Annotated in this window: 24 protein-coding genes and 1 tRNA gene; 9 read left to right on the top strand and 16 right to left on the bottom strand. The window is 35.1% G+C overall.

What is annotated here, in order from left to right:
* Window positions 1-158 precede the first annotated feature (158 nt).
* Window positions 159-246 (bottom strand) — tRNA-Ser (locus J3U36_RS04325).
* A gap of 192 nt (window positions 247-438) precedes the next feature.
* Here J3U36_RS04325 and J3U36_RS04320 point away from each other — a divergent pair.
* Genes J3U36_RS04320 through J3U36_RS04295 form a run of 6 tightly spaced genes read left to right on the top strand, consistent with a single transcriptional unit; the run spans window position 439 to window position 3,951 of the window.
* Window positions 439-756: a TusE/DsrC/DsvC family sulfur relay protein gene (locus tag J3U36_RS04320; protein WP_065559132.1), complete on the top strand. Its 318-nt coding sequence runs from the start codon at window positions 439-441 to the stop codon at window positions 754-756.
* 21 nt (window positions 757-777) lie between these two features.
* Window positions 778-1,071, top strand: a complete 294-nt coding sequence (gene ftsB / locus J3U36_RS04315) for a cell division protein FtsB (RefSeq protein WP_267351592.1) — start codon at window positions 778-780, stop codon at window positions 1,069-1,071.
* Window positions 1,072-1,082: 11 nt separating this feature from the next.
* Entirely contained in the window at window positions 1,083-1,799 is a 717-nt protein-coding gene (gene ispD / locus J3U36_RS04310; protein WP_267351590.1) for a 2-C-methyl-D-erythritol 4-phosphate cytidylyltransferase, read from the top strand.
* Window positions 1,790-2,266, top strand: coding sequence for a 2-C-methyl-D-erythritol 2,4-cyclodiphosphate synthase (gene ispF / locus J3U36_RS04305; protein ID WP_065559134.1), 477 nt, complete (start codon window positions 1,790-1,792; stop codon window positions 2,264-2,266). The genes ispD and ispF overlap by 10 nt, the downstream gene beginning before the upstream one ends.
* 30 nt (window positions 2,267-2,296) lie before the next feature.
* Window positions 2,297-3,319 carry a tRNA pseudouridine(13) synthase TruD gene (gene truD / locus J3U36_RS04300; RefSeq protein ID WP_267378009.1) on the top strand — a complete coding sequence of 341 codons (1,023 nt, stop codon included), beginning with the start codon at window positions 2,297-2,299 and terminating at the stop codon, window positions 3,317-3,319.
* A 5-nt stretch (window positions 3,320-3,324) separates the two neighbouring features.
* The gene (locus tag J3U36_RS04295; protein WP_267378011.1) at window positions 3,325-3,951 is read left to right on the top strand and encodes a protein-L-isoaspartate(D-aspartate) O-methyltransferase; all 627 of its coding nucleotides are present in this window, start codon (window positions 3,325-3,327) and stop codon (window positions 3,949-3,951) included.
* Window positions 3,952-4,125: 174 nt separating this feature from the next.
* Here J3U36_RS04295 and pnuC read toward each other — a convergent pair whose 3' ends face one another.
* Together pnuC and nadR are read right to left on the bottom strand one after the other, a co-directional pair.
* Window positions 4,126-4,821, bottom strand: a complete 696-nt coding sequence (pnuC, locus tag J3U36_RS04290) for a nicotinamide riboside transporter PnuC (protein ID WP_267378013.1) — start codon at window positions 4,819-4,821, stop codon at window positions 4,126-4,128.
* Window positions 4,822-4,823: 2 nt separating this feature from the next.
* Window positions 4,824-6,059 carry a multifunctional transcriptional regulator/nicotinamide-nucleotide adenylyltransferase/ribosylnicotinamide kinase NadR gene (gene nadR, locus J3U36_RS04285; protein ID WP_267378015.1) on the bottom strand — a complete coding sequence of 412 codons (1,236 nt, stop codon included), beginning with the start codon at window positions 6,057-6,059 and terminating at the stop codon, window positions 4,824-4,826.
* A 196-nt stretch (window positions 6,060-6,255) separates the two neighbouring features.
* On the opposite strand from nadR, the gene J3U36_RS04280 reads away from it, so the two are divergent.
* Window positions 6,256-7,836, top strand: a complete 1,581-nt coding sequence (locus J3U36_RS04280; RefSeq protein ID WP_267378017.1) for a DUF4139 domain-containing protein — start codon at window positions 6,256-6,258, stop codon at window positions 7,834-7,836.
* Window positions 7,837-7,859: 23 nt separating this feature from the next.
* Complete coding sequence (recD, locus tag J3U36_RS04275; protein WP_267378019.1) at window positions 7,860-9,716, top strand: exodeoxyribonuclease V subunit alpha; 1,857 nt, start codon at window positions 7,860-7,862, stop codon at window positions 9,714-9,716.
* Window positions 9,717-9,929: 213 nt separating this feature from the next.
* Here recD and J3U36_RS04270 read toward each other — a convergent pair whose 3' ends face one another.
* From J3U36_RS04270 to trxB, 12 genes are all read right to left on the bottom strand, one after another.
* Window positions 9,930-10,655 (bottom strand): amino acid ABC transporter ATP-binding protein, encoded by a 726-nt coding sequence (locus tag J3U36_RS04270; RefSeq protein WP_065559141.1) that lies wholly within the window; start codon window positions 10,653-10,655, stop codon window positions 9,930-9,932.
* The gene (locus J3U36_RS04265) at window positions 10,652-11,353 is read right to left on the bottom strand and encodes an ABC transporter permease subunit (RefSeq protein ID WP_267351580.1); all 702 of its coding nucleotides are present in this window, start codon (window positions 11,351-11,353) and stop codon (window positions 10,652-10,654) included. Before J3U36_RS04265 ends, J3U36_RS04270 begins: the two co-directional genes overlap by 4 nt.
* A gap of 1 nt (window position 11,354) precedes the next feature.
* Window positions 11,355-12,089 (bottom strand): amino acid ABC transporter permease, encoded by a 735-nt coding sequence (locus tag J3U36_RS04260; RefSeq protein WP_065559143.1) that lies wholly within the window; start codon window positions 12,087-12,089, stop codon window positions 11,355-11,357.
* Window positions 12,090-12,240: 151 nt separating this feature from the next.
* Entirely contained in the window at window positions 12,241-13,149 is a 909-nt protein-coding gene (locus tag J3U36_RS04255) for a glutamate/aspartate ABC transporter substrate-binding protein (protein WP_267351577.1), read from the bottom strand.
* A 225-nt stretch (window positions 13,150-13,374) separates the two neighbouring features.
* Complete coding sequence (gene lnt / locus J3U36_RS04250) at window positions 13,375-14,916, bottom strand: apolipoprotein N-acyltransferase (RefSeq protein WP_267378023.1); 1,542 nt, start codon at window positions 14,914-14,916, stop codon at window positions 13,375-13,377.
* The gene (gene corC / locus J3U36_RS04245; protein ID WP_267378026.1) at window positions 14,909-15,781 is read right to left on the bottom strand and encodes a CNNM family magnesium/cobalt transport protein CorC; all 873 of its coding nucleotides are present in this window, start codon (window positions 15,779-15,781) and stop codon (window positions 14,909-14,911) included. Before corC ends, lnt begins: the two co-directional genes overlap by 8 nt.
* Window positions 15,782-15,886: 105 nt before the next feature.
* A complete protein-coding gene (gene ybeY, locus J3U36_RS04240; RefSeq protein WP_065559482.1) occupies window positions 15,887-16,351 on the bottom strand; it encodes an rRNA maturation RNase YbeY in 465 nt (154 codons plus the stop codon).
* Between the two features lie 14 nt (window positions 16,352-16,365).
* On the bottom strand, window positions 16,366-16,836 hold the full coding sequence (gene rlmH, locus J3U36_RS04235; RefSeq protein ID WP_267378028.1) for a 23S rRNA (pseudouridine(1915)-N(3))-methyltransferase RlmH: 471 nt from the start codon (window positions 16,834-16,836) through the stop codon (window positions 16,366-16,368).
* Window positions 16,837-16,840: 4 nt separating this feature from the next.
* Window positions 16,841-17,158 (bottom strand): ribosome silencing factor, encoded by a 318-nt coding sequence (gene rsfS / locus J3U36_RS04230; RefSeq protein ID WP_267378399.1) that lies wholly within the window; start codon window positions 17,156-17,158, stop codon window positions 16,841-16,843.
* Between the two features lie 225 nt (window positions 17,159-17,383).
* Complete coding sequence (gene cydC, locus J3U36_RS04225; RefSeq protein WP_267378030.1) at window positions 17,384-19,015, bottom strand: heme ABC transporter ATP-binding protein/permease CydC; 1,632 nt, start codon at window positions 19,013-19,015, stop codon at window positions 17,384-17,386.
* On the bottom strand, window positions 19,009-20,724 hold the full coding sequence (gene cydD, locus J3U36_RS04220; RefSeq protein WP_267378032.1) for a heme ABC transporter permease/ATP-binding protein CydD: 1,716 nt from the start codon (window positions 20,722-20,724) through the stop codon (window positions 19,009-19,011). Before cydD ends, cydC begins: the two co-directional genes overlap by 7 nt.
* Before the next feature lie 16 nt (window positions 20,725-20,740).
* The gene (gene trxB / locus J3U36_RS04215) at window positions 20,741-21,694 is read right to left on the bottom strand and encodes a thioredoxin-disulfide reductase (RefSeq protein ID WP_267378033.1); all 954 of its coding nucleotides are present in this window, start codon (window positions 21,692-21,694) and stop codon (window positions 20,741-20,743) included.
* A gap of 392 nt (window positions 21,695-22,086) precedes the next feature.
* On the opposite strand from trxB, the gene J3U36_RS04210 reads away from it, so the two are divergent.
* Window positions 22,087-22,278 carry a hypothetical protein gene (locus tag J3U36_RS04210; protein ID WP_267351562.1) on the top strand — a complete coding sequence of 64 codons (192 nt, stop codon included), beginning with the start codon at window positions 22,087-22,089 and terminating at the stop codon, window positions 22,276-22,278.
* A gap of 65 nt (window positions 22,279-22,343) precedes the next feature.
* Here J3U36_RS04210 and J3U36_RS04205 read toward each other — a convergent pair whose 3' ends face one another.
* Entirely contained in the window at window positions 22,344-22,994 is a 651-nt protein-coding gene (locus tag J3U36_RS04205) for an NAD(P)H-dependent oxidoreductase (RefSeq protein WP_267351560.1), read from the bottom strand.
* Between the last annotated feature and the right edge of the window lie 2 nt (window positions 22,995-22,996).

Raw genomic sequence — 22,996 nt, 5'->3', positions numbered from 1 at the left:
AGGTAAATTCGATGTTGTTAAAAAAATTTACTATATACAGATTCTAAAATTATTATAACTATTTAATAATTATTAACGATTTTAGCAGGGATAGAAAAATGGGGAAATACTCGATGTTACTAAAAACTTCACCTTTTTCAATATATTGAATTGAAAAATGGCGGAAGCGCAGAGATTCGAACTCTGGGAGGGTCGCCCCTCGCCGGTTTTCAAGACCGGTGCTTTCAACCGCTCAGCCACACTTCCGCAATGGCTGTGAATATTAAAGGAGTCGGACTTATTTGTAAATAGCTATTTTTGAAAAAAAGCTTGTTTGCTTTAATTTTCGTCAATTTTAAGCATTATTGGCTCCATACTGTGACTTTAAACATCAAAATTAGTGTTGGATTGCATATAATTGAGTATAATATCCAGAAAATAAAACAGCGTACTAAAAAAATGTTAGAACAGATAAAAACAGATGATAACGGTTATTTAAAAAATTGGCAGGATTGGTCTGTTGAACTTGTGCCAGAACTGGCGTTACAAGAATCGATCGAATTAACTCAGGCGCACTGGGATGTTATCTTGTTTGTTCGTGATTTCTATTTGGAATATAAAACGTCACCTGCGATTCGAGCATTAGTCAAAGCATTAGAAAAAAAATTTGGACCAGAAAAAAGCAATAGCCGTTACTTATATAAATTATTCCCAGAAGGACCAGCAAAACAAGCAACGAAATTGGCTGGATTACCTAAACCAGTAAAATGTATCTAGATTAAAGGTAAAATTAAACGTATGAGGCAATGGAAAATAGTATTAATATTGCTGGTGTTACTTGGTTATCTGCAATACTCTTTATGGTTTGGAAAAAATAATGTCTATGATTATCAAGAAAATGTGCAAATGCTTGCAAGCTTGCATGAACAAAACAATAAACTTAAAGTCCGTAATGAACAGATGTTTGCCGAGATTAATGATTTGCAACGTGGTTCAGAAGCGATAGAAGAGCGAGCACGTAGCCATTTAGGCATGGTTAAGCCTAATGAATATTTTTACCGAATCATTATCGACTCAAATTCTCATCAATAATAAGGCATTATGTGAACAACACGAGTAATATTATTGCAATCGTTCCGGCAGCTGGGATTGGTAGCCGAATGAATAGCCAAACGCCTAAACAGTATCTTAAAATTGGTTCAATGACCATTTTAGAACATACATTACAAAAGTTACTATCTCATCCACGAATAGGCAAGATTATTGTTGCTATCCATGCTAAAGATCATCTTTTTGCAACTCTACCTATTGCAACTCATCCTCGAATTCATGTTGTCAAAGGTGGTTCAACTCGTGCTGATTCAGTCTTAGCTGGGCTACAGGTTTTAAATGATGAACAATGGGCTTTAGTGCATGATGCAGCCAGACCTTGTGTTGATCATAATGATATAAATCGTTTGATAAACACCGTGGTTGAAACACAACAAGGTGCTATTTTAGCAACGCGTATCAGTGATACTGTCAAACGAGCTTACCAGACCAATGACAACGTTATCGAATCTTCAGAAGATCGTACGTATTTGTGGGGGGCTGCAACGCCTCAACTATTTAAGGTTGGTGAGTTGAAGTCTTGTTTACAACTTGCTTTAAATAATCATGTGCCAATTACTGATGAAGCCTCAGCGATTGAATATGCTGGTGGACATCCTCTATTAGTTGAGTGCCGTCGGGATAATATAAAAATTACACATCCAGAAGATTTAGCTCTGGCCTCATTTTTTTTAACTAACCAAATGCAAAAAGGTGATTTATGCGAATAGGGCACGGATTTGATGTTCATAAATTTGGAGGGGAAGGACCCATCACCTTAGCTGGTGTAAAAATACCCTATCAATATGGTTTGGTTGCACACTCTGATGGTGATGTTGTGTTACATGCGATTACTGATGCGCTAATTGGCGCATTAGCACTAGGTGATATTGGAAAACTTTTTCCAGATACTGATCCTAAATATAAAGGTATTGATAGTCGAATATTACTTAAAGAGGTCTATGGCATTGTTCAAGCAAAAGGTTACCAGTTGGTCAATTTAGATACCACTATTATTGCACAAGAACCGAAAATGCGTCCTCATGTTGATCAGATGCGAGTTAATATAGCCGAAGATCTCAATGTTCATTTTGATCAAATCAGTGTTAAAGCCACCACGACTGAACAACTAGGCTTTACTGGGCGCAAAGAAGGTATTGCATGTGAAGCGGTAGTATTACTCTCTCAAAAACGTTAAATTGATTCATTTACTTAATAGGCATTACACGTGTTAGCAGAACTTAATTTTTTATATGGAAAGCCGAAAACAACGGGACAATACAAGCAACAATATGAAGACTTTGTGGTAACAGAAGATCTTGGTTTTGAATTAACCGGCGAAGGTGAACATGTTTTAGTTTATCTTGAAAAAAAAGATTGTAATACTATTTTTGTTGCTGAACAGTTAGCTAAATATGTCGGTATTTCGCCAAAATTGGTGAGCTATGCAGGGCTTAAAGATCGACATGCAGTGACTCGGCAATGGTTCAGTTTACATATGCCAGGAAAGGAATCACCTGATTTTACTGATTTTGATTTGGCAGGCTGTCAAATTCTAAAGGTTACAAGGCATAATAAAAAATTAAAAATAGGTGCGTTAAAAGGTAATTATTTTAATATAAAACTCACTAACTTAAGTGATACTATTGAACTTGAATCAAAATTAGCTTCCATTAAGCAACATGGCGTACCCAATTATTTTGGCGAACAGCGCTTTGGTCGAGATGATAATAATATAATTCAAGCATTAAAATGGGCTAATGGTGAAATTACCGTTAAAGATCGTAAAAAAAGAAGTTTTTATCTTTCGGCAGCACGAAGTGCGATTTTTAATGATGTTGTCAGTAAACGTATCGAACAAGGTCTGCATCAAACCGTTTTAGAAGGTGATATTTTGCAATTAGCCCAACGAGGAAGTTGGTTTGTTGCGCAATCAAATGACCTTTCATTGTTACAATCTCGGTTGTTAAACGGGGAAGTTAATATTACTGCGCCAATGATAGGGGATTCTCAACTTGGTACTCAATCTTGCTCACTTGAATTTGAGCAAAAATGTTTAGCCAACTGGTCACTATTTACTGAATTATTTAAAAAAGAGCGTCTTGAAACGGCAAGACGTTCGATATTATTGCGTCCTCAGCAACTTAATTGGCAATGGATAAATGATAACAGTATTGAGATTACCTTCTATTTAACATCAGGTTGTTATGCAACAAGTGTAATACGAGAATTGATTACAGGAAATGAGTAACTAATATGCAAAGTTTAAAAATGCAGTCTCTAATTCAATTATTGCGTCAGCAAGGAATCAAAGATGAACGTGTATTAGCCGCGATAGCCTCAACACCACGAGAACATTTTATTGATGAAGCCCTTTCTCATCAAGCTTATGATGATCGTTCTTTGCCCATTGGTAGTGGACAGACTATATCACAACCTTATATCGTTGCCCGTATGACTGAATTGTTAAAGCTTGAACCCGATTCAAAAGTTCTTGAAATAGGGACAGGTTCAGGTTATCAAACGGCAATTTTGGCAAAATTAGTTGATCATGTCTGTTCGATCGAGAGAATCAAAAGTTTACAATGGAATACTAAACGTCGTTTAAAACAACTCGACATTCACAATATTGCCACTCGACATAGTAATGGTTGGTTAGGGTGGCCAGAGCGTGGTCCCTTTGATGGTATTATTGTTACCGCAGCCGCTTCTGAAGTACCAATTAATCTTGTTAAACAATTAGCAGATAAAGGTCGATTAGTGATACCCGTAGGGGTAAACCATCAGGTTTTACAATTAATTGAGCGTAATGGCGATAGTTATATAACGAAAAATATGGGCGAAGTAAAATTTGTACCTTTGGTGAAAGGTGAAATTGAATAATAGCTGTTTATTTATGTTAATGCCAATATCTTGATACGGTAACTTCAAAAATTAAAATATCAATTTAGGTTTATCTCATTGCTAGTCAAAAAATAGAAAATAAGTTTATTATTTTCTATTTTTTGCTTATTAAATTATCCATTTAACAACAATCTGCTAATGATAAACAATATGTTAGGTCGTTTGTTTTGATTCAGATTGTTTCCATTCACAAATCCCGTAAATGGCATTGAACAGGTAGATTAAGTATTGCGTTGCGATTACGATATTATTTGTATAAATATTTAACCCAATCACTAACACATTTAATATCACCCATAAATACCAATTGAATGAATAACGCATCATTAATAGTAGTTGAGCTACAACGCCTAATCCGAAGATAAAACAGTTTGTAATTAATTGATAAACGGTATTTTCAACACCAATTGCGTTGGTTAAGTAGACGTTGAAAAATACTGCTGCGATTAAAAAAATCAGGGTATATAGAAAAGCATTTTCACTCAACGAACGCACTTTAACATTTTTATGTGAGTCTTGATTTTTTTCCCAAGTGATTAACCCAATAATATGCGATCCAAAATAGTAGAAAGTTGGCAAGCCTGCACCAATATTGTTACCCAAGTAGTTGGCATAACATTCAGCAACCACTGCCAGCATACCGATAACATTTCCCATATTTTTGCGTTTAGCCAATAAAATAACACATAGTAGCCCACAAAAAGCACCAACATAAGAGACAAAATAACGTAAATTCAAATGGGTAAAAGGATCAGTATATAAAAAGGCTAACGTAACACAAAGTACACAAAATAGAGGGTAAAATTTATTACGTCCAATAAATATAGCAAGATGACTTAATTTATTCATAATTAATACTCTTTATCATTAATAAGTTGATTAACCAATTCAATACAACGTAAATAGCGTTCTTCGTAATCAGGCGAATCAATTGGAATATATTTGATATTATTTTTTTCAAGAATTGAGATAAGTAATTGTTGAAAATCTTTACGTTGTTTTGGACTGCCTAGTGAACGTAGTCCGTCAGCAACCCATGGTGTGTTATTACCTAACAATATCACTAAATCAAAACGATAGTTGTTGATCATCGCCTGTAGGAAAGGGTGTTCTTTACCTTCATATTTTTTACAAAAAGCTTGAGTGGTGACAAAATCAGTGTCAATAAAAGAGACCTTATTGGCATGCTTTATTGCGAAATCAATATATTGTGCATGACCTAATGCGATTTTATCGTAATCAGCATATTGTAAGGCACGTTCATCCCCCCCAAGCTGTGAAAATACATAATCACGGCCATATTCCCATGCACTAGTCGTATTGAATACATTGGCGAGTTTATTAACCAGTGTTGATTTTCCACTGGATTCTCCGCCTAAAATAGCAACAGTTCTAACAAAAAATGGTCTTACTTCAGTCGGAATATATTGCCAATTTTGCAGCGGAGCTTGACGGATTTGAGTCCCACTGACTTGCATAAATTTTCGTTCTGGATCGATAAGTACTGTTTCTAAATCGAATAAATCTTTATACATAGCGACATCTTGAGGTTCACTCGAGTAGACACAATTGGGTTTTATGCCTTTTTCTCTAAATAGTTTTTTGACACGATCACTCCACTCAAGCCAACCGTTTGGATACGCAGGAATTCCATCTTCTTTTAATAATTCAATATGGATATTTTTTTGATATTTAAACGTTTGCAGTAACCAACGAATACGATCATTAATTGTTGGTTGGCGAGACATTGCACTTTGTTCAAACAGTGCCATATCACGGATAGTATCTGAACAGAGCACAACATAAAGTTCATCGACTTGACTAATGGCTCGTTGAATTAAATGAATATGACCAGTATGTAAAGGGTAGAATTTACCAAATATGACGCCGACTTTTTTATTTATCGTCGATTCCTCTATTTGTAAATAGTGATGAAGGGATTGTAATTTTTGTGCGCTAGGATTTTTAACCTTATCATTGATAAGTTGACTTAAATAACCTTTGGTCATTTTACAAGCATCGGCAACGGTTTGTAGGGATAAATTTTTTCGCTTAATTGCCTGTTTTAGATAGCTAAAATTACTCATAGCAACACCTCTCTTTTTGTGTTTTATATCTGTAACATAATTTATATTAATTTTATGAAATGTTCAATATATTAAACAAAAAAATAATATCAAAAAATATTAGATTTTTTTATTAATTAAGACAAAATAGTCATGTCCTCGGGAATAGTTCAATTAAATGAAAAAATCTAAATTTATTATAAACAAAGGAAAAACAATGAAAAAATTATTATTATTAAGTGCGTTAATATCAAGCAACGTATTAGCCGCTAATGACGTGATACTCAATAAAGTAACGTTGTTTCTAAAAGGTGCTGAATTACAAGGTCAGTCGACAGTTTCATTAAAAAAGGGTGAAAATGCAATTGTTTTAACAGGTATTGCCAATGGGGCAAAAGCAAATTCGATAAGTATTGGATTTAATAATAACAACGTAAAAGTATTGTCGACTTCATTAAATAAGAACTATGTTGATAGTGATGAACAAAATAATGATACCAAGCCATTACTTGAAAAGTTACAGCAATTGCAGGAAAAATATGATATTACTGCAATTCAATTAAAAGCTGTATCTGAGCAAATCAACCTTTTACAAGGAAACCATTTAGATCAACTCACTAAAGTGACTAATGATAATGTAAACGGAATGAAAAATATATTGGATTTTATTAAAGCCAATTTAGTGTCTGCATTGAGCGAACAATACACATTAGAAAAAGAAGCCCAACAACTTGAACAACAAATCGAACAATGTCAGGAAGAATTTGAAAAGTTAGCAAGAACAACAAAAAACTTAACGAATGCAATTGATGTTAAAGTGTACTCAGATCAAGATATCACGTTACCGATTACTTTATCTTATGTTACCAATGAAGCAAGTTGGAATCCCACTTATGACGTACGTGTTGATGATATTAATTCCCCAGTACAATTAACTTATAAAGCTGAAATTCATCAAAACAGCGGTTTAGATTGGAAAAACATTGATTTTAAATTATCCACCTCGAATCCTAGCGAAGGAATAACAGCCCCTAATTTATCTCCTTGGTATATAAAAACCAGTAATCCCGATATAAGTGATTACAGGCTAGGTATTGGTTATCCATTGTTAGAAGATAGAGATGATATGATGTCATTGAGTCATACAAATACTGTAAATAATGCAACGATTAACACTTTAGGTATAAGTACTATCTTTGAAGTTATCTTACCCTATACTATCAAATCAAATACTAATGATAATATCCTGATCTTACAAAACAGAGAGGTTGTAGCAAATTATCATTACGTTGCAACACCAAAAATCAATAACTATGTCTATTTACAGGCACAAATAACAGATTGGGATAGACTCAATCTTTTACCAGGAAAATTGACAGTTTTTTTCAATGGTAGTTATATTGGCGAAAGTTTTATCGATACCAAATATATTAAAGATACTCTCGACATCGCTTTAGGACGTGATAAAAATATTTTGATCAATCGTAATCGCAATGTGAATGAAACATCTAAACCTTCTTTCTTTGGTAATAATATTTCACAAAAATATGCTTATACAATTGATGTAAAAAACAGTAAATCATTACCGATAGATATTATTGTTTATGATCAGTTACCAGTAATCTTAAATAAAGCCATATCACTGGATGATGTTAAATATGGTAATGCGGACTATGACAAAGATACAGGTAAGCTTACGTGGAAATTTAAGTTAAATCCAAACGAAAGTAAAAATCTTAATTTAAGTTTTAAATTATCTTATTCAAAAGATGATGTTGACGATATAATTGGATTATAAATCAGTTAAAACAGAAACTACGCATGGTAAACGAGTGGTTAAACCAATTTAAACAAGACAGTCAAATTAGTTTACTTGACATTCATTTGGCTGCATTTTTAAGTCATAAAGCAAAATTAAATGATGATCTCACACTTAAACGCTTTAGTTATATAGTGCTATCACTAAGTAAAGAGGTAAGATTAGGGCATGTTTGCCTTGATCTTACTTTATTAAATCAGTCATCCATTGATCCAAAATTATGGTTAGATTTAGAATCCCCTCAAGATGTTGATTGGAAACATACACTCAAACAAGCTCAAAATAATCAGGTTGTGAGTGATGGTCTTACGCTAACGCCACTAATCTTTATTAACAACAAACTCTATTTTCAACGAATGTGGTTAGATGAAAAAAATGTTGCATACTATTTTAATCATACAACATTTAATGAAAAAACAGATAGCAGCGTTAATTTCAACACCATACTTGATCAATTGTTTACCGAACATCACACCGAAATAGATTGGCAAAAAGTCGCTGTTGCGGTGGCATTAACACGTAAAGTTGCGATTATTTCAGGGGGGCCTGGGACAGGGAAAACCACAACAGTTGCCAAAATTTTAGCCGCCATTTTACAAACACAACCTACCGCTCGAATTGTCACGACAGCACCCACAGGTAAAGCGGCCTCAAGACTGACTGAATCACTAAGCCAAGCCTTAAATAAGCTTCCTTTTGAATCTTTAAATAATAAAACAGAAGCAATAACCTTACATCGATTATTAGGTGCAAAAGCGGATAACCGATCATTTACCTATCATAAAAAAAATCCACTTAATTTAGATGTATTAGTCATTGATGAAGCATCTATGGTTGATTTAAATATGATGGCGAGAGTGATCGAGGCATTATCGCCATCAGCGCGTTTAATATTATTAGGTGATAAAGATCAGCTCTCATCAGTTGAAGCGGGAGCTGTATTTGGTGATCTTTGTCATTTTATTGAGAATGGATATAGTGAGTCAAGAGCATCAGAACTGAGCCAATTAACCGGATATGTCGTTCCTTCTATACCCAGTGTCGCTTCTATTACCGATAGTATTTGTCTGTTAAAAAAGAGTTACCGATTTAATGAATCTTCTGGGATTGGACTATTAGCTAATGCAGTAAAAGAAGGATATGACAGTAAAGTTAGCCAGTTATTAGGCGATGAAATATTGGATGACATTAATTATCATCCTTTGTCATCAAAATCATCTTATCAAGCTTTATTACACGATAGTGTAAAACATTATCAGCATTATTTAGATGCGATAGTGCACCATGGCAATAATGATATAGCTTTAATTCTAGAAAAATTTGCACAATATCGTTTATTGTGTGCTGTCAGGGATGGTTTATTTGGTGTACAAGGTTTAAATAAGCAAATTGAAGCGTTATTAATTAAGAAGAAATTAATACAGCCAAAGCATAAGGACGGCTGGTACATCGGTCGACCGATTATGATTTTACGAAACAGTACCGCTTTGGGATTGTATAATGGTGATATTGGTATTACGCTCACCGCTGAACATGATAAGTCAAAATTACGGGTCTATTTTCCTTTTTCGGATGGATCAATTAAAGGTTTTTCACCTTATCGATTGCCAGAACACGAAACCGCCTATGCAATGACGATTCATAAATCGCAAGGATCGGAGTTCGATCATGTAAATATTATTTTACCTACTGATTATTCACCATTGTTGAATCGTTCTTTACTTTATACGGCGATTACTCGAGCGAAAAGAACGGTAGCGATTTATGCTGAAAGTAAAATTTTAGCGTTATCGGTAAAAAACCAAATACATCGTGAAAGTGGTTTAGCGCAGCAAATTAAAGGAAGTAATAAAAAATAACACCAAGTATATTATTTGTTTGAAATGATCTAATGTAATAACTTTGAGCCATTTACAATCTTCTTAATGGAAATCAAAAAGATAAATAGCATAACGCGTTAAAAGGATCAGTCATTGTTTGTTTGAAAATTTAAGACTGTATTGCTCAGCTTAAAAAGAGAGAAATTAAAAAAGCACTTGATGAAATAGCAAGTGCTTTTTTGTTTTTAAATATTAATGAATAATCTTTGCTAAAAAGTCTTTAGCACGATCTGATTCTGGGTTACTAAAGAATTGCTCTTTAGATGTATCTTCAATAATCTCGCCAGCATCCATAAAGATAACACGATGTGCCACTTTTCGAGCAAAGCCCATTTCATGGGTCACCACCATCATGGTCATGCCTTCATAAGCTAGTTCGACCATGACATCTAACACTTCATTAACCATTTCAGGATCAAGTGCTGAAGTCGGTTCGTCAAACAACATGACAATTGGATCCATACAGAGTGCACGTGCAATGGCAACACGCTGTTGTTGACCGCCAGAAAGTTGCGCAGGATATTTGTTGGCATGTGCAAGTAAACCAACACGATCTAACAATGATAATGCTTTTTCACGCGCTTCTTTTTCAGATCGTTTTAACACTTTGATTTGAGCTAACGTCAAATTCTTTAAAATCGTTAAATGTGGGAACAGTTCAAAATGCTGAAACACCATCCCGACTTTAGAGCGTAATTTTGCTAGATTAGTTGATTTGCTGGTCACTTCAGTGCCATCAATAATAATTTTACCCTTTTGTACGGGCTCTAAACCATTAACCGTTTTAATCAGCGTTGACTTACCTGATCCAGAAGGACCACAAACCACGACAACTTCACCTTTACCAACTCGTGTAGTACAGTTTTTTAATACCTGAAATTGTCCATACCATTTTGATACATTTTCTAAGGAGATCATCGACTTATCCCTTTTTTGAAATAATTAACTAAACATGAAGCAGTAAAACAAATTATAAAATAAATTGCTGCTGCAAAAATAATCATAGAATATTTGACTGTGCCGCCTTGCACACTACCAATTTGAGTGACACTTGCACCAAACAGGTCAATTAAGCTCATTACATAAACCAAAGACGTATCCTGGAATAAAATAATTCCTTGAGTTAACAGTAATGGAATCATTGATCTGAATGCTTGAGGTAAAATAATCAAACGCATGGATTGGCTTTTTGTCATTCCTAAAGCATAAGCAGCATGATATTGACCTTTAGCAACAGCGCTAATTCCTGCTCGAATAATTTCAGAATAATAAGCGGCTTCAAAAAGCGCAAAAGCAATCATAGCCGAAGCAATACGCACATCTGCATAAGGGGGAAGATTAAACAAATGTTTAATAACCTGTGGTAGTGCCAAATAGAACCATAACAGCACTAATAAAAGTGGAATGGAACGGAATAAATTGACATAGCACTTGGCAAAAACATTCAATATTTTAATATTTGATAGACGCATTAACGCCAGTACCGTTCCCCAAACTATACCAAAAACAACGGCAATAAAAGTAATTTTGGTTGTTAACCATAATCCACTTAATAATAATGGATAATTTTCAATGACCAATGAAGGGATATCGGCAATCCAATTAATTAACTGCATATTATCCTCCTTGACTCATATTTGGTAAACGCATGTGTTTTTCAACATTTCGCATAATGAAAAGAACCGCATAGTTTATCAACACGAAAGCAAGCGTTACGCCACATAACACTTCAATAATACAGTTTGTTGCATCATTGATACGTTCGATTTGTCCAATTAAGTCGATCAACCCAATTGTAGAAGCAACGGATGAATTTTTAATAATATTGGTCATCTCGGAAGTTAATGGCGGAATGATGCGCCGATAAGCATTCGGTAATAAAATATAACAATACGCTTGTCTGTTTGTTAAACCAAGAGCAATTGCCGCATATCGTTGACCTTTTGGCAATGTTTGAATACCTGTTCTTACCTGCTCAGCGATACGTGCAGAGGTAAATAATCCCAACGCAATTGCAGCGGTAATAAACGCACTGATATTTGGGGACAGTTCAGACATAAACCATGTTTTGAAACTTCCGCTTAATAATTCAGGAAATAACATATACCATAAAAACATTTGTACCAATAAAGGAATATTACGGAATAGCTGGACATAGCAAGCAGCAAACTTGTTTAACAGCTTGTTGTCTAATGTTCGGCAAATACCAACCAATGATCCTAGTATAAATGCAATGATCCATGCGGTGATTGCTAACGAAACTGTCACAAAAACGCCATCGAGTAGCCAGTTTAAGTAAATACCGTCTCCATAAGGTGTCGGTTCAAAAAATAGCATCCAATTAAAGCTCATTATGGAATCACAAAGATGTTTCCAAAAGGCTGTAAAAGGTTCCAAAGCTAGTATTCGATTAAAACTCATAATATATTTAATTCACATAAATTAGATTATGTACTAAATGTTTTCACATTTAGTACATGGGATTAGAAAGAGAAGAAAAGTGTTAATCTAATGCTTTATCATTAGGATTTGCAAATAACTCAACCATTTTTGGTGAAATTTCAAGTTCCATATTGGCCCCTTTTGGTGGCACAGGTTGAGTGAACCATTTGTTATATGATTCTAATGCTTTTCCGGATGTTTGAGCATCAGCAATTGCTTTATCCATTAATTGCTTAAATTGGACATCACCTTTTCTTAACATACAACCATAAGATTCATAAGAAAGTGGTTCGCCAATAATTTTCCATTCACTTGGATTAATGGCACGAGAACGCTCTCCTGCTAATAATGCATCATCCATTAAAAATGCTGCTGCTCGACCGGTTTCAAGCGCATTAAATGCATCACCATGATCTTTTGGTGTAATAATACGAATATTTAATTTTTCCTTATTGTTGATTTGATTTAAACGAATTTCTGACGTTGTTCCTGCCGTAGTTACAACGTTCTTACCTTTAAGGTCTTCAATACTATTGATATTGCTATCCGCTTTAACTAAAAAACGTGTACCAACAATAAAGATGCTATTTGAAAAACCAACCGTTTTTTGACGCTCAAGATTATTGGTTGTTGAACCACATTCAAAATCATATGTGTAGTTATTCAGTAATTGTATACGTGTCTTAGAGGTAACCGGTAAATATTTTACTTTAAGATCAGGCATATTTAACTCTTTTTTGACGGCGTCAACAATCAAGTTAGAGTAATCTTGTGAATAGCCAATCACTTCTTGGTTTTTACCATAGTAGGAAAATGGAATAGAAGATTCACGATGACCAACAACAATCACACCACTATCTTTAATTTTGGCTAATGTGCCAGTCAGTTCTTCAGCAACTGCTGAACCACTTATTAGACCTAACATTGCAAATGATAACACTAATTTGGTTAATTTTGTTTTTATGTTCATACTCATCTCCTACTGTTTAATTTGTATCATATTAAATATATTTAATATTTTTACAAAGGGCGTATATTATAACTTATTTTTTACTATAAAAGTACTTTTTACTGTTTATTTATATATCATTGGAGCTAGATGCGAACAATTGTGACCAAAATTTTGTCACAACTGAACGAAGTAATTTTAATCAGAATTAGTTAGATTTAAGCAATAATTATGCCAGTCTCAACATCACTTCCTTTTTTTTATAAAAAAAGGAAGTGTCATAAGAAGCATGATAATTAAATAAGGTCTGTTTCCCCATCTTGCATAAGGTGTTAAACCGATTGTAGGGGATAAGGTTTGAGATAACACTGATGTTTCAAATTGGGGTAATTGTTGGATGATTTTACCATGATGATCGATAATGGCTGTGATGCCATTATTGGTACTCCTTATCAAAGGACGACCAAACTCTAATGCTCTGGCTTGTGCCATTTGAAGATGTTGCTTAGGCCCAATACTGTTACCAAACCAAGCATCATTAGAAACGGTCAGTAAAAAGTCAGTATTAGCTGAAAAATTTTGCCACATTAAATCAGACAAAATCACTTCATAACAAATCACAGTAGTAAATTTAAACCCTTTCATTATTAATGGTGCTTGCTTTATGTCACCTGATTGCATCGATGACATGGGAATACCCAATAGATTCGTAATCGGTTTAAGTACGGCTTCCAATGGAGTGAATTCACCAAATGGCACTAAGTGGTGTTTTTGATACCGATTATTGGTTGGATATTCATAAGGTGTTTTATCACCTAATACCAGTAGCGTATTATACACATTACCGTCATCATCATATCTTCCTCCATTGAAACGATAATCGATGATACCAACGGCGATTTCTGTCTCATTTGCTCTGGCTTGATTATCAAGATACTGCAATAATGACTGTTGATTTATTTCAAAATCTGTAATACTGGCTTCTGACCAGATAATGATTTTATCTTTTCCAAAGTTTGCTTTGGTCAATTTGGTATAGGTATCAATAGTTTGATTTAGTTGTTGATGAGACCACCGTAATGATTGTGCTATATTACCTTGTATCAACGCAAAATTAGCTACTCGGTGATTATCTACCTTAGTCCAATTGATCTGATTGAATAAAAATGGTGCAATCGAGATCGTAAAAAGTGCAATTAATGCACCAAAAAAGTGCTTTGTGAAAGCTTTTTGTTTAAGTCTATACAAACAATATGTTATTAAACCACATAAAATGGTGGTTAATAGTGTCACACCATTTATACCAATAAGGGGAAAATAAGCTCGTAATGGGCTGTCAAGTTGACTGTAACCTAACTCAAGCCATGAAAAACCAGTTAAAATATAACCACGTAAAAATTCAGTTAATTGCCAAAAAATAGGAGCAGCAAAGACTAGCTGTTTCAATGAAAACGGCGGTGCAAATCGTTTTAAGCAGCTAAGTAATAGCGCAAAAAGCATTGGATAAAGTGACAGGTAAAGGATCAAAAATCCTAAAATGATTAATGCCACAGATGATGGCAATTCGCCGTACTGTTTAATACTAATATAAATCCAATGCACACCGGCTGTAAAATAGCCGATTCCCCAGCAAAGCCCTATCAGCATCGCTTGCTTTTTAGACTTATTAGCTATGAGCCATAACAGTCCTGCAAAGGATATAAATGCTAAAGGCCAAATATGAAAAGGAGCATAGCTGAAAACAGCGATACTCCCGAAAATTATAGCTAATGCCAGATGTTTAAGCATTTTCAGGTAACTCTAGATTAGGAACGGTTGCCCCTTCAGGAATAGTGACATGAAGCTGAATGATCCGTCGACGATCGGCAATGGTCACTTTAAATTGATAACCTTCAATAGTGATACTTTCGCCTCGTAAGGGTAAACGTCCAAAATGTTGCATGACTAACCCCCCAATGGTATCCATTTCTTCATCACTAAAATCGGTTTTAAAAACATCGTTGAAGTCTTCAACAGGTGTCAGTGCTCGAACAGTATAGACTTGAGGGGATAAGCGACGAATATCACGATCTTCAATCTCATCAAATTCATCTTCGATATCACCAACAATCAACTCTAAAATATCTTCAATGGTGACTAAGCCCGAAACACCACCAAATTCATCGATAGCTATAGCCATATGATAGCGTTCCATTCGAAACTCTTTCAACATATGATCAACACGTTTGCTTTCTGGCACAACAACAGTAGGGCGTAAAATTTTTTTCAGATCAAAATTATCCACACCTTGACGAATAAACATAAGAAGATCTTTAGCTAACAAAATACCTTCAATGTGATCTCTATCTTCACTTATGACAGGATAACGAGAGTGTCCATGTTCAGAAATAATATTCAAACACTCATCAAGCGTGTAATTATCTTTAATTGTTACAATTTGAGAACGAGGAATCATAATATCGCGAACACGCTGTTCTGCAATATCCATTACTCCTTCGATCATGTCGAGAGTATCAGGATCAATCAGTTCGTTTTCTTCGGCTTCACGAATTACTTCAATCAGTTCTTCTTTATCTTTGGGCTCTGAATTGAATAACTGACTTAACCATAAAGTAAACCCTTTTTTAGGGCTCCGGTGATTATCATCACTCATTTGCTTGATTCCTTAGTTATTTTGCATGATGTAAATGATTCTTATACTCAGCTTAGTTAATGTGAATTATAAATTGAATGAGAATAGTGTAATGATTTGTTTTAATTAGTCAATGGGTTGATAAGGATCATCAAATCCTAACTGTTTCATAATATCAATTTCGATACTTTCCATTTCTTCCGCTTCTTCGTCAACAATATGATCATAACCGAGTAAATGCAAACAGCCGTGCACTATCATGTGAGCCCAATGCGAAATTAATAATTTATGTTGTTCTTGTGCTTCTTTTTCGACGACTTGTTTACAAATAATGAGATCACCTAAAAGTGGCACTTCAATATCAATTGGTGACTCAAAAGGAAAAGATAATACATTGGTCGGTTTATTTTTTTGTCGATAGGTATGATTTAATTGTTGGCTTTCTGCTTCATCAACAATACGAATCGTAATTTCTGCTTGATCCATAAATTGAGGCAAAATAACGTTTAACCACTGCATGATTTGTTGTTCAGTGGGCAAGTGATCAGGCTGCGTTGTCGCAATTTGCAGATCTAAGATAATTTCACTCATGATAAACTCTGTCATTATTCTCGATGATAAGGATGATTAGTCGTTAAACTCCATGCTCGATAAAGGCTTTCAGCCACAATTACCCGAACGAGAGGATGAGGTAAAGTAAGGGGTGATAATGACCAGCTTTGTTCTGCTGCTGCTTTGCAAGCAGGTGAAAGTCCTTCAGGCCCACCAATTAATAAACTGACATCACGTCCGTCTATCTTCCAACGTTCCAATTGTTCAGCTAAATTGTGAGTGGTATAAGGTTTACCTGGAATATCAAGTGTCACAATACGGTTACCTTTACCACAAGCACTAAGCATTGATTCACCTTCTTTATCTAAAATGCGAACGATATCGGCATTTTTAGTACGTTTTCCTGCCGGTATTTCGATTAATTCTAAAGGCATATCTTTCGGAAAACGAAAGCGATAATCATCAAAAGCAGTTGTGACCCAATTAGGCATTTTAGTGCCTACAGCAATGAGCTGTATTTTCACCTAATTAACCCCAAAGTTTTTCAAGTTCGTAAAGTTGACGACTTTCTTCTTGCATGATGTGCACAATCACAGAATCCATATCGACAACAACCCAGTCAGCATCACTTTGTCCTTCACTACCTAAAACAAGAAACCCATGCTTTTTAGCTTCATCAATTAAATGCCCTGCAATTGAAGACACGTGACGATTTGATGTACCGGTGCAAATGACCATATAATCAGTAATACTTGATTTACCTTTCACATCAAGAATGACAATATCCTTGCCTTTTAAATCATCAATTTTATCTGTAATGAAATCTTGTAATGACTGTTGCAAAATAAACTCTCTATCAATCTAAATAAAGCACTAGTATAACATATTTTAAAAATTGCAGTGTAGATAACCATTAGGCAAAAGTTATCTTACAAAAAATTTAAACATCTTAACTGGTTTGTCATGTATTCAAGTTTGACTGTTTAAAATGTTAAACAGTCACAAAATGTACGTTCTCTAAAAATTTATCCTAAAAAACATATAAATAATAACACTATGTTACACGCTAAGTTAGAGCGAAATTACTCGATCAAATAACGGATTATCAATTAAACGATGTGTTACCATAAGTAAAGTTTTACCTTTACAGGATTGTTGGATAAGTTTAATGATCTGCTGTTCCGTTTGTTGATCCAAGCTTTCGGTCGGTTCATCCATTAAAATCAAGGGTGAATGATGCAGTAATGCTCGAGCAATCCCAATACGGCGAATTTCACCACCCGATAACGCACGCCCACCTTGCCCAATAAGTAAATCGAGACCTTTTTCCGTGATAAGTAATTTATCCAGCTCAACTTGATGTAAAACATCTATCAATTGCTGATCGGTAGCCTGCTCATTACCAATCAGCAAATTTTGCCGTAACGTATCGCTAAAAATGGTAATAACTTGCGGAACGACAGCAATAGCTTGGCGAAGTGTTTTTTCATCCAACTGGTTAATAGGGGTATCATTCAAATAGATTGACCCCGAATTGAGTTCCCAAATGCGATTAATCAGATTGAGCAGTGTTGATTTACCAGAGCCGGTTTTACCAATCAACCCAATATGCTCACCAGATTCAACCGTTAACGAAAAATCCTTTAATATGATAAAAGGTTGATTTGGATAACTAAAATTAACTTTATCAAAGTGTAATTTAGCCATTGTCAAATCAAGTGTTTTACCTTCTTTCACAAAGGTAATTTCAGGAGTTTGACTAAAAATAGCCGTTATACGGGATGCCGATGCGATGACTTGCCCTAAAAATATAAAGGCATTAGGAATGGGCATTAAAATTTCTGCACTGGCAAGACAAACAAATACAAATAAGGCAACTAATGGCGAAAGTGTATATTGAGTGATCAGCCATAATACCAGCAGTGTTAAAAAACCTGAGATTAATAAAATTAATGCACTCGATAGCGCCATTAACGTTGATTGACGTTGTTGATTACTAAGCCACTGTGATTCAAGTTCATCAAGTTTATCACGATACTTTGCTTGGGCATTAAATAAAGTGAGTTCAGCTTGTCCTTGTAAATAGCTAATCAGTTGTGAACGATAATCGCTTTGCTGTTTTGCCAATGTCTCGCCTAATTGTTTACCGGCATAATAAAAAATTACAGGTACAGTAAGCAAAGTCAGCGTGAGAATAATGGTAATGATGAGCGCAATAGGTAGATTAATGTAACTTAATCCGATAAATAAAATTGCGATCATTATCAATGCAGTTACAATGGGTGAAAAAAGTTTTAAATAAAGGTGATCAAGCGCATCAATATCGACAATAAATCGATTAAGCAGATCCGCTTTTTGATATTGTGCTAATTGATTGGCACTTAATGGTAATAGTTTGCGAAAAGCTAATGTCCTTAAGTAAGCAAGAATTTTGAAGGTTGTATTATGATCAACTAAACGCTCCATATAGCGTGCTGCCGTTCGGGTAATCGCTGCTGCCCGAACCCCAGCAGCAGGAAGCATATAATTGAAAGAATACAAACCAGCTACCCCCACAAAAGCGGTTGACGCTAAAAACCAGCCAGATAAAGAGAGCAAAAACACACTTGCAAACAGGGTGAGAATCGATAAAGATAATCCAATTAAGATTTGCCAAAAATAGTGTTTATACAGAGCAATGTATGGACGCAAAATTGCTAGCATGTGATCTCCTTAACGTTACAATTTAATTGACCATGAGCCAGTTGCCAAACTTGATCTGCGTACTGCATATCGTCCGACTGATGGGTAATTGTAATCGTATTAGGGGCAATATTATGTCGCTCTAAATGATTAATTGTTTCTTGATCTAAGCTTGCTGTAGGTTCATCTAAAATCAATAATTGGCAAGGCTTTAGCATCGCTCTGGCTAAAGCCACGCGCTGTGCTTGTCCAATCGATAACCGGATAGCATCTTCGCCAATAAGGGTATCTAATCCTTCAGGCAGTTTAGCTACAACGTCAATAAGCTGTGCTTTACAAATGACAGCTTGAAGTTCTTCATTACTGGCAAGCGGATTACCAAGTAAAATATTATCTCGTACAGAACTATTTAAAAGATAGGGATGTTGACCAATCCAACTGACTTGTTTTTGCCAATCAGTGATATTTAACTGATTAAACTCAATCCCATTGATTTTTAATGAACCTTGATAAGGCAAAAAACCAAGTAAAACTTGCATTAACGAACTTTTCCCCTCGCCACTGGTTCCTATTAATGCTAATTTAAAAGGCGCCTTTAGCGAAAATGATAAAGGGCCAACAATAGGATGTCGCTCATTGGATAACACGATTAAGTTATCTGCTTCAATAGATTTTAATGGTTCATTAAAGGGAATCGATTTTACTTGATGTTCAGCATTTATTGATGAATTTTCATCATTTAAAAAAGATTCAATATTATCAGCGGCAGCAATAGCTTCGGCTTTCGCATGATAGTAAGTGCCTAAATCACGTAAAGGCTGAAAAAATTCTGGCGCCAAAATTAACGCAAAAAAACCAGCGAAAAGCGTGACTGTGCCATTATAAGAACCAAAATCAAACTCGCCTAAATAAGAAAATCCAAAATATACCGCCACAATGGCGATTGAAATCGAGGTGAAAAACTCTAAAACGGCAGAAGACAAAAAAGCGACTTTTAAAACTTGCATCGTTTTAACGCGAAAATCTTCGGATGCACGCTTAATCTCTTGAGCTTGTTTTTCGCCTTGATTAAACAGCCGAATGGTATTTAGACCTTTTAATCGATCTAAAAAATGACCGCTTAGATAACTCAATGCTTTAAAGTGGCGACGATTAATATCCGCAGCACCCATACCCACTAAAATCATAAAAATCGGAATTAATGGGGCTGTAGCGAGTAAAATAAGTGCTGCTGCCCAATTAAAAGGGAAAATTGCGATACAAATTAAAATAGGTACCATACTCACTAAACGCATTTGCGGTAAATAGCGGGCAAAAAAATCTTGGAGATTATCAACTTGTTCAATAATTAATGTACTCCATGCACCGGTGGTGCTTCGATTTAGATAGGCAGGGCCCAATTTTTCAAGCTGATTGATTAATTGATGACGAATCTGTTTTCTAACTTTTTTGCCTAAAATAAAATTAATTTTCTCTCGTAAATAAAGTAAACCAGCGCGGACAAGAAACACAATAACCAAACAACCAAAATAAGGCAAAATGTCAAAAAATCTGTGTTGCTCAATAATTAACTTTTGTAAGATCGTCGCTAACAAAGCCGCTTGAAAGATCACAAAAATGGTTAACAAAAAGCCGGTTAAAGTCGAGGCACGCAAGTCAGATTGATATCCTTTTGCATGCTGCTTTAGCCAATTTAATAAATAAGTTTGACGTTGTTTATCTAATGACATGAATATCAATATTTTTCTATTTTAAATTGTCTAAATAGTGTTCTGCATCCAATGCCGCCATACAACCCGTACCTGCCGAAGTAATGGCTTGCCGATAAATGTGATCCATCACATCGCCTGCTGCAAAAATTCCTTCGACACTGGTTTGTGTTGCTCGCCCTTCAGTACCGGATTTGACTTTGATATAACCATTTTTTAACTCAAGTTGTCCTTCGAAAATCTCGGTATTTGGTTTATGACCTATGGCGATAAAAACGCCCATAACAGCGACTTCTTCACTGATATTCGGATCTTGTGTACTGAGTAGTCTTACACTCGTTACGCCCATATTGTCGCCCAAAATTTCATCAACAATGCGATGAGTATGTAAAATCACTTTTCCCTGTTGTACCTTTTCGTGCAATCTATTCATTAATATTTTTTCTGCTCTAAAGGTATCACGACGATGAATTAAGTGAACTTCACTTGCAATGTTAGCTAAGTAAAGTGCTTCTTCGACAGCTGTATTACCGCCACCGACGACAGCCACTTTCTGATTACGATAGAAAAATCCATCACAAGTCGCACAAGCTGATACCCCTTTACTTTTAAAAGCTTCTTCAGAAGGCAAGCCTAGATATTGGGCAGACGCACCCGTTGCAATAATCAATGCATCACAATGATATTCTGTTTCACTGCCATAAAGCTTATAAGGCTTACTGCTAAAATCGACACGATCAATTTGATCGAAAATAATCTCTGTATTAAATCGTTCGGCATGTTCTCGCATTTTGACCATTAATTCAGGGCCTGTTAAATCAGGTGCACCTGCTGGCCAATTTTCGAGTTCTGTTGTAGTGGTAAGCTGTCCGCCTTGCTGTAATCCGGTAATTAAGGTAGGGGAAAGGTTAGCACGTGCGGCATACACCGCTGCGGTATATCCAGCTGGACCAGAACCCAGTATTAACAAACGTACATGTTTAGTCTTCATCTTTAAAATCCTTACTCATTTTTGTTCTGGCATCTTATTGTCAATTTTCGTGCAGAAAATTTTTTAATTACTGACAGCCAACAAACAGTCTACCAATTGATATTAACGATATTTCTGGCTCACAAGTCTATCATTATCAATCTCATTCTGGCAAAAAAATTGATTATTGTAGCGATAGGTAGACACAATATATTTATTTAATTGGTTAAAATGCGATTATCTTTTTCTTTTCGGTTTTTTTAATTGAATTTAAGTTTTTTAAAACAACATTTGTTTTATTTTTATCTTTTTTGCCTTTAAAATGTGTTTTTTTCTTATTCAAAACCTGTTACTTATTTTGATAACTATTATTCATTATTTTTAAAGATGAAATCCTAGCAAGATGGAGGGAAATGAAAGTGAATAATCCTTCAAAAGAAAACGTAGAAGCCGTACTACGAAAAATCAATTGGGCGCAAGAAATATTAACGTCATTACAACAAAATATTACCGATCCACAAATTGGCAATATTTTATCTGGCGTGGTGTTTATTATGGATTCGGCATCAACAGATGCCGAAACCTTATACCAATCGGTTAAATAAATTCGGTGTTGTTTTTTTCATTTTGTTCCTTCCGTCGCCATTAGGCACGGAAGTTTTTTTTAATTTTATAAATACGTTGTAAGATCTTTTAGAGGCCAGCGAATTTTTGCTGTTGGCTCTTTTAATCGATAACCAAACGCTAAACCAAGTCCAATACCATAAGATTCAGCACTAAATTGCGGCATATATTTTTCAAGTATTTGCACAATTTTGTCGTATTCAAATCCCCCAATAGCACACGAATCAATACTTCGATACGCTGCCGCTGTTAGCATATTGGCACAAGCAAGATAATCTTGCATTTCTGACCAATGATTAACGGTTAATCCATTTGCTAAACCATGCTCATAAAAATTGATGAAATATTGACTTGCCGTATCGATTGCAGTTTGATCATTAGCATTCGGTAATCCACGGGCGACGGTACGACGCAAATACTCACTTTGTAATGTAAAATTATTGGCTTTACGATAAAGCACAATGACAAAATGTGAACAACTAGTTACCTGTTCTTGATTGTAACAAGCAGCACGTAATTCCGTTTTGATTTTATCATTATCCACAACGACAAAATGCCAAGGCTCAATACCAAAAGAAGACGGTGATAATCGACCCGCTTCTAAAATGTATTCCATATCAGCCTGAGCGATTTTTTTCGTGTCATCAAACTTTTTACATGCATGCCGAAAATTTAATGCTTGAGTTAATTGATCCATAT

Origin of the sequence: Gilliamella sp. B3817 (assembly GCF_026536705.1) — a bacterium.
GTDB lineage: Bacteria > Pseudomonadota > Gammaproteobacteria > Enterobacterales > Orbaceae > Gilliamella > Gilliamella apicola_I.
Note: the sequence above shows the minus strand (reverse complement) of the source record. Positions and strands in the feature narration are given on the sequence as shown.

What these genes read in the sequence shown, in the direction of transcription:
- J3U36_RS04265 (WP_267351580.1), bottom strand. Translation starts at nt 11,353, where the DNA reads ATGCAGTTAATTAATTGGATTGCCGATATCCCTTCATTGGTCATTGAA.
- J3U36_RS04320 (WP_065559132.1), top strand. Translation starts at nt 439, where the DNA reads ATGTTAGAACAGATAAAAACAGATGATAACGGTTATTTAAAAAATTGG.
- lnt (WP_267378023.1), bottom strand. Translation starts at nt 14,916, where the DNA reads ATGCTTAAACATCTGGCATTAGCTATAATTTTCGGGAGTATCGCTGTT.
- J3U36_RS04270 (WP_065559141.1), bottom strand. Translation starts at nt 10,655, where the DNA reads ATGATCTCCTTAGAAAATGTATCAAAATGGTATGGACAATTTCAGGTA.
- J3U36_RS04210 (WP_267351562.1), top strand. Translation starts at nt 22,087, where the DNA reads ATGAAAGTGAATAATCCTTCAAAAGAAAACGTAGAAGCCGTACTACGA.
- pnuC (WP_267378013.1), bottom strand. Translation starts at nt 4,821, where the DNA reads ATGAATAAATTAAGTCATCTTGCTATATTTATTGGACGTAATAAATTT.
- ispF (WP_065559134.1), top strand. Translation starts at nt 1,790, where the DNA reads ATGCGAATAGGGCACGGATTTGATGTTCATAAATTTGGAGGGGAAGGA.
- J3U36_RS04205 (WP_267351560.1), bottom strand. Translation starts at nt 22,994, where the DNA reads ATGGATCAATTAACTCAAGCATTAAATTTTCGGCATGCATGTAAAAAG.
- cydD (WP_267378032.1), bottom strand. Translation starts at nt 20,724, where the DNA reads ATGTCATTAGATAAACAACGTCAAACTTATTTATTAAATTGGCTAAAG.
- J3U36_RS04295 (WP_267378011.1), top strand. Translation starts at nt 3,325, where the DNA reads ATGCAAAGTTTAAAAATGCAGTCTCTAATTCAATTATTGCGTCAGCAA.
- corC (WP_267378026.1), bottom strand. Translation starts at nt 15,781, where the DNA reads ATGAGTGATGATAATCACCGGAGCCCTAAAAAAGGGTTTACTTTATGG.
- recD (WP_267378019.1), top strand. Translation starts at nt 7,860, where the DNA reads ATGGTAAACGAGTGGTTAAACCAATTTAAACAAGACAGTCAAATTAGT.
- J3U36_RS04255 (WP_267351577.1), bottom strand. Translation starts at nt 13,149, where the DNA reads ATGAACATAAAAACAAAATTAACCAAATTAGTGTTATCATTTGCAATG.
- trxB (WP_267378033.1), bottom strand. Translation starts at nt 21,694, where the DNA reads ATGAAGACTAAACATGTACGTTTGTTAATACTGGGTTCTGGTCCAGCT.
- J3U36_RS04280 (WP_267378017.1), top strand. Translation starts at nt 6,256, where the DNA reads ATGAAAAAATTATTATTATTAAGTGCGTTAATATCAAGCAACGTATTA.
- ftsB (WP_267351592.1), top strand. Translation starts at nt 778, where the DNA reads ATGAGGCAATGGAAAATAGTATTAATATTGCTGGTGTTACTTGGTTAT.
- ybeY (WP_065559482.1), bottom strand. Translation starts at nt 16,351, where the DNA reads ATGAGTGAAATTATCTTAGATCTGCAAATTGCGACAACGCAGCCTGAT.
- nadR (WP_267378015.1), bottom strand. Translation starts at nt 6,059, where the DNA reads ATGAGTAATTTTAGCTATCTAAAACAGGCAATTAAGCGAAAAAATTTA.
- J3U36_RS04260 (WP_065559143.1), bottom strand. Translation starts at nt 12,089, where the DNA reads ATGAGCTTTAATTGGATGCTATTTTTTGAACCGACACCTTATGGAGAC.
- cydC (WP_267378030.1), bottom strand. Translation starts at nt 19,015, where the DNA reads ATGCTAGCAATTTTGCGTCCATACATTGCTCTGTATAAACACTATTTT.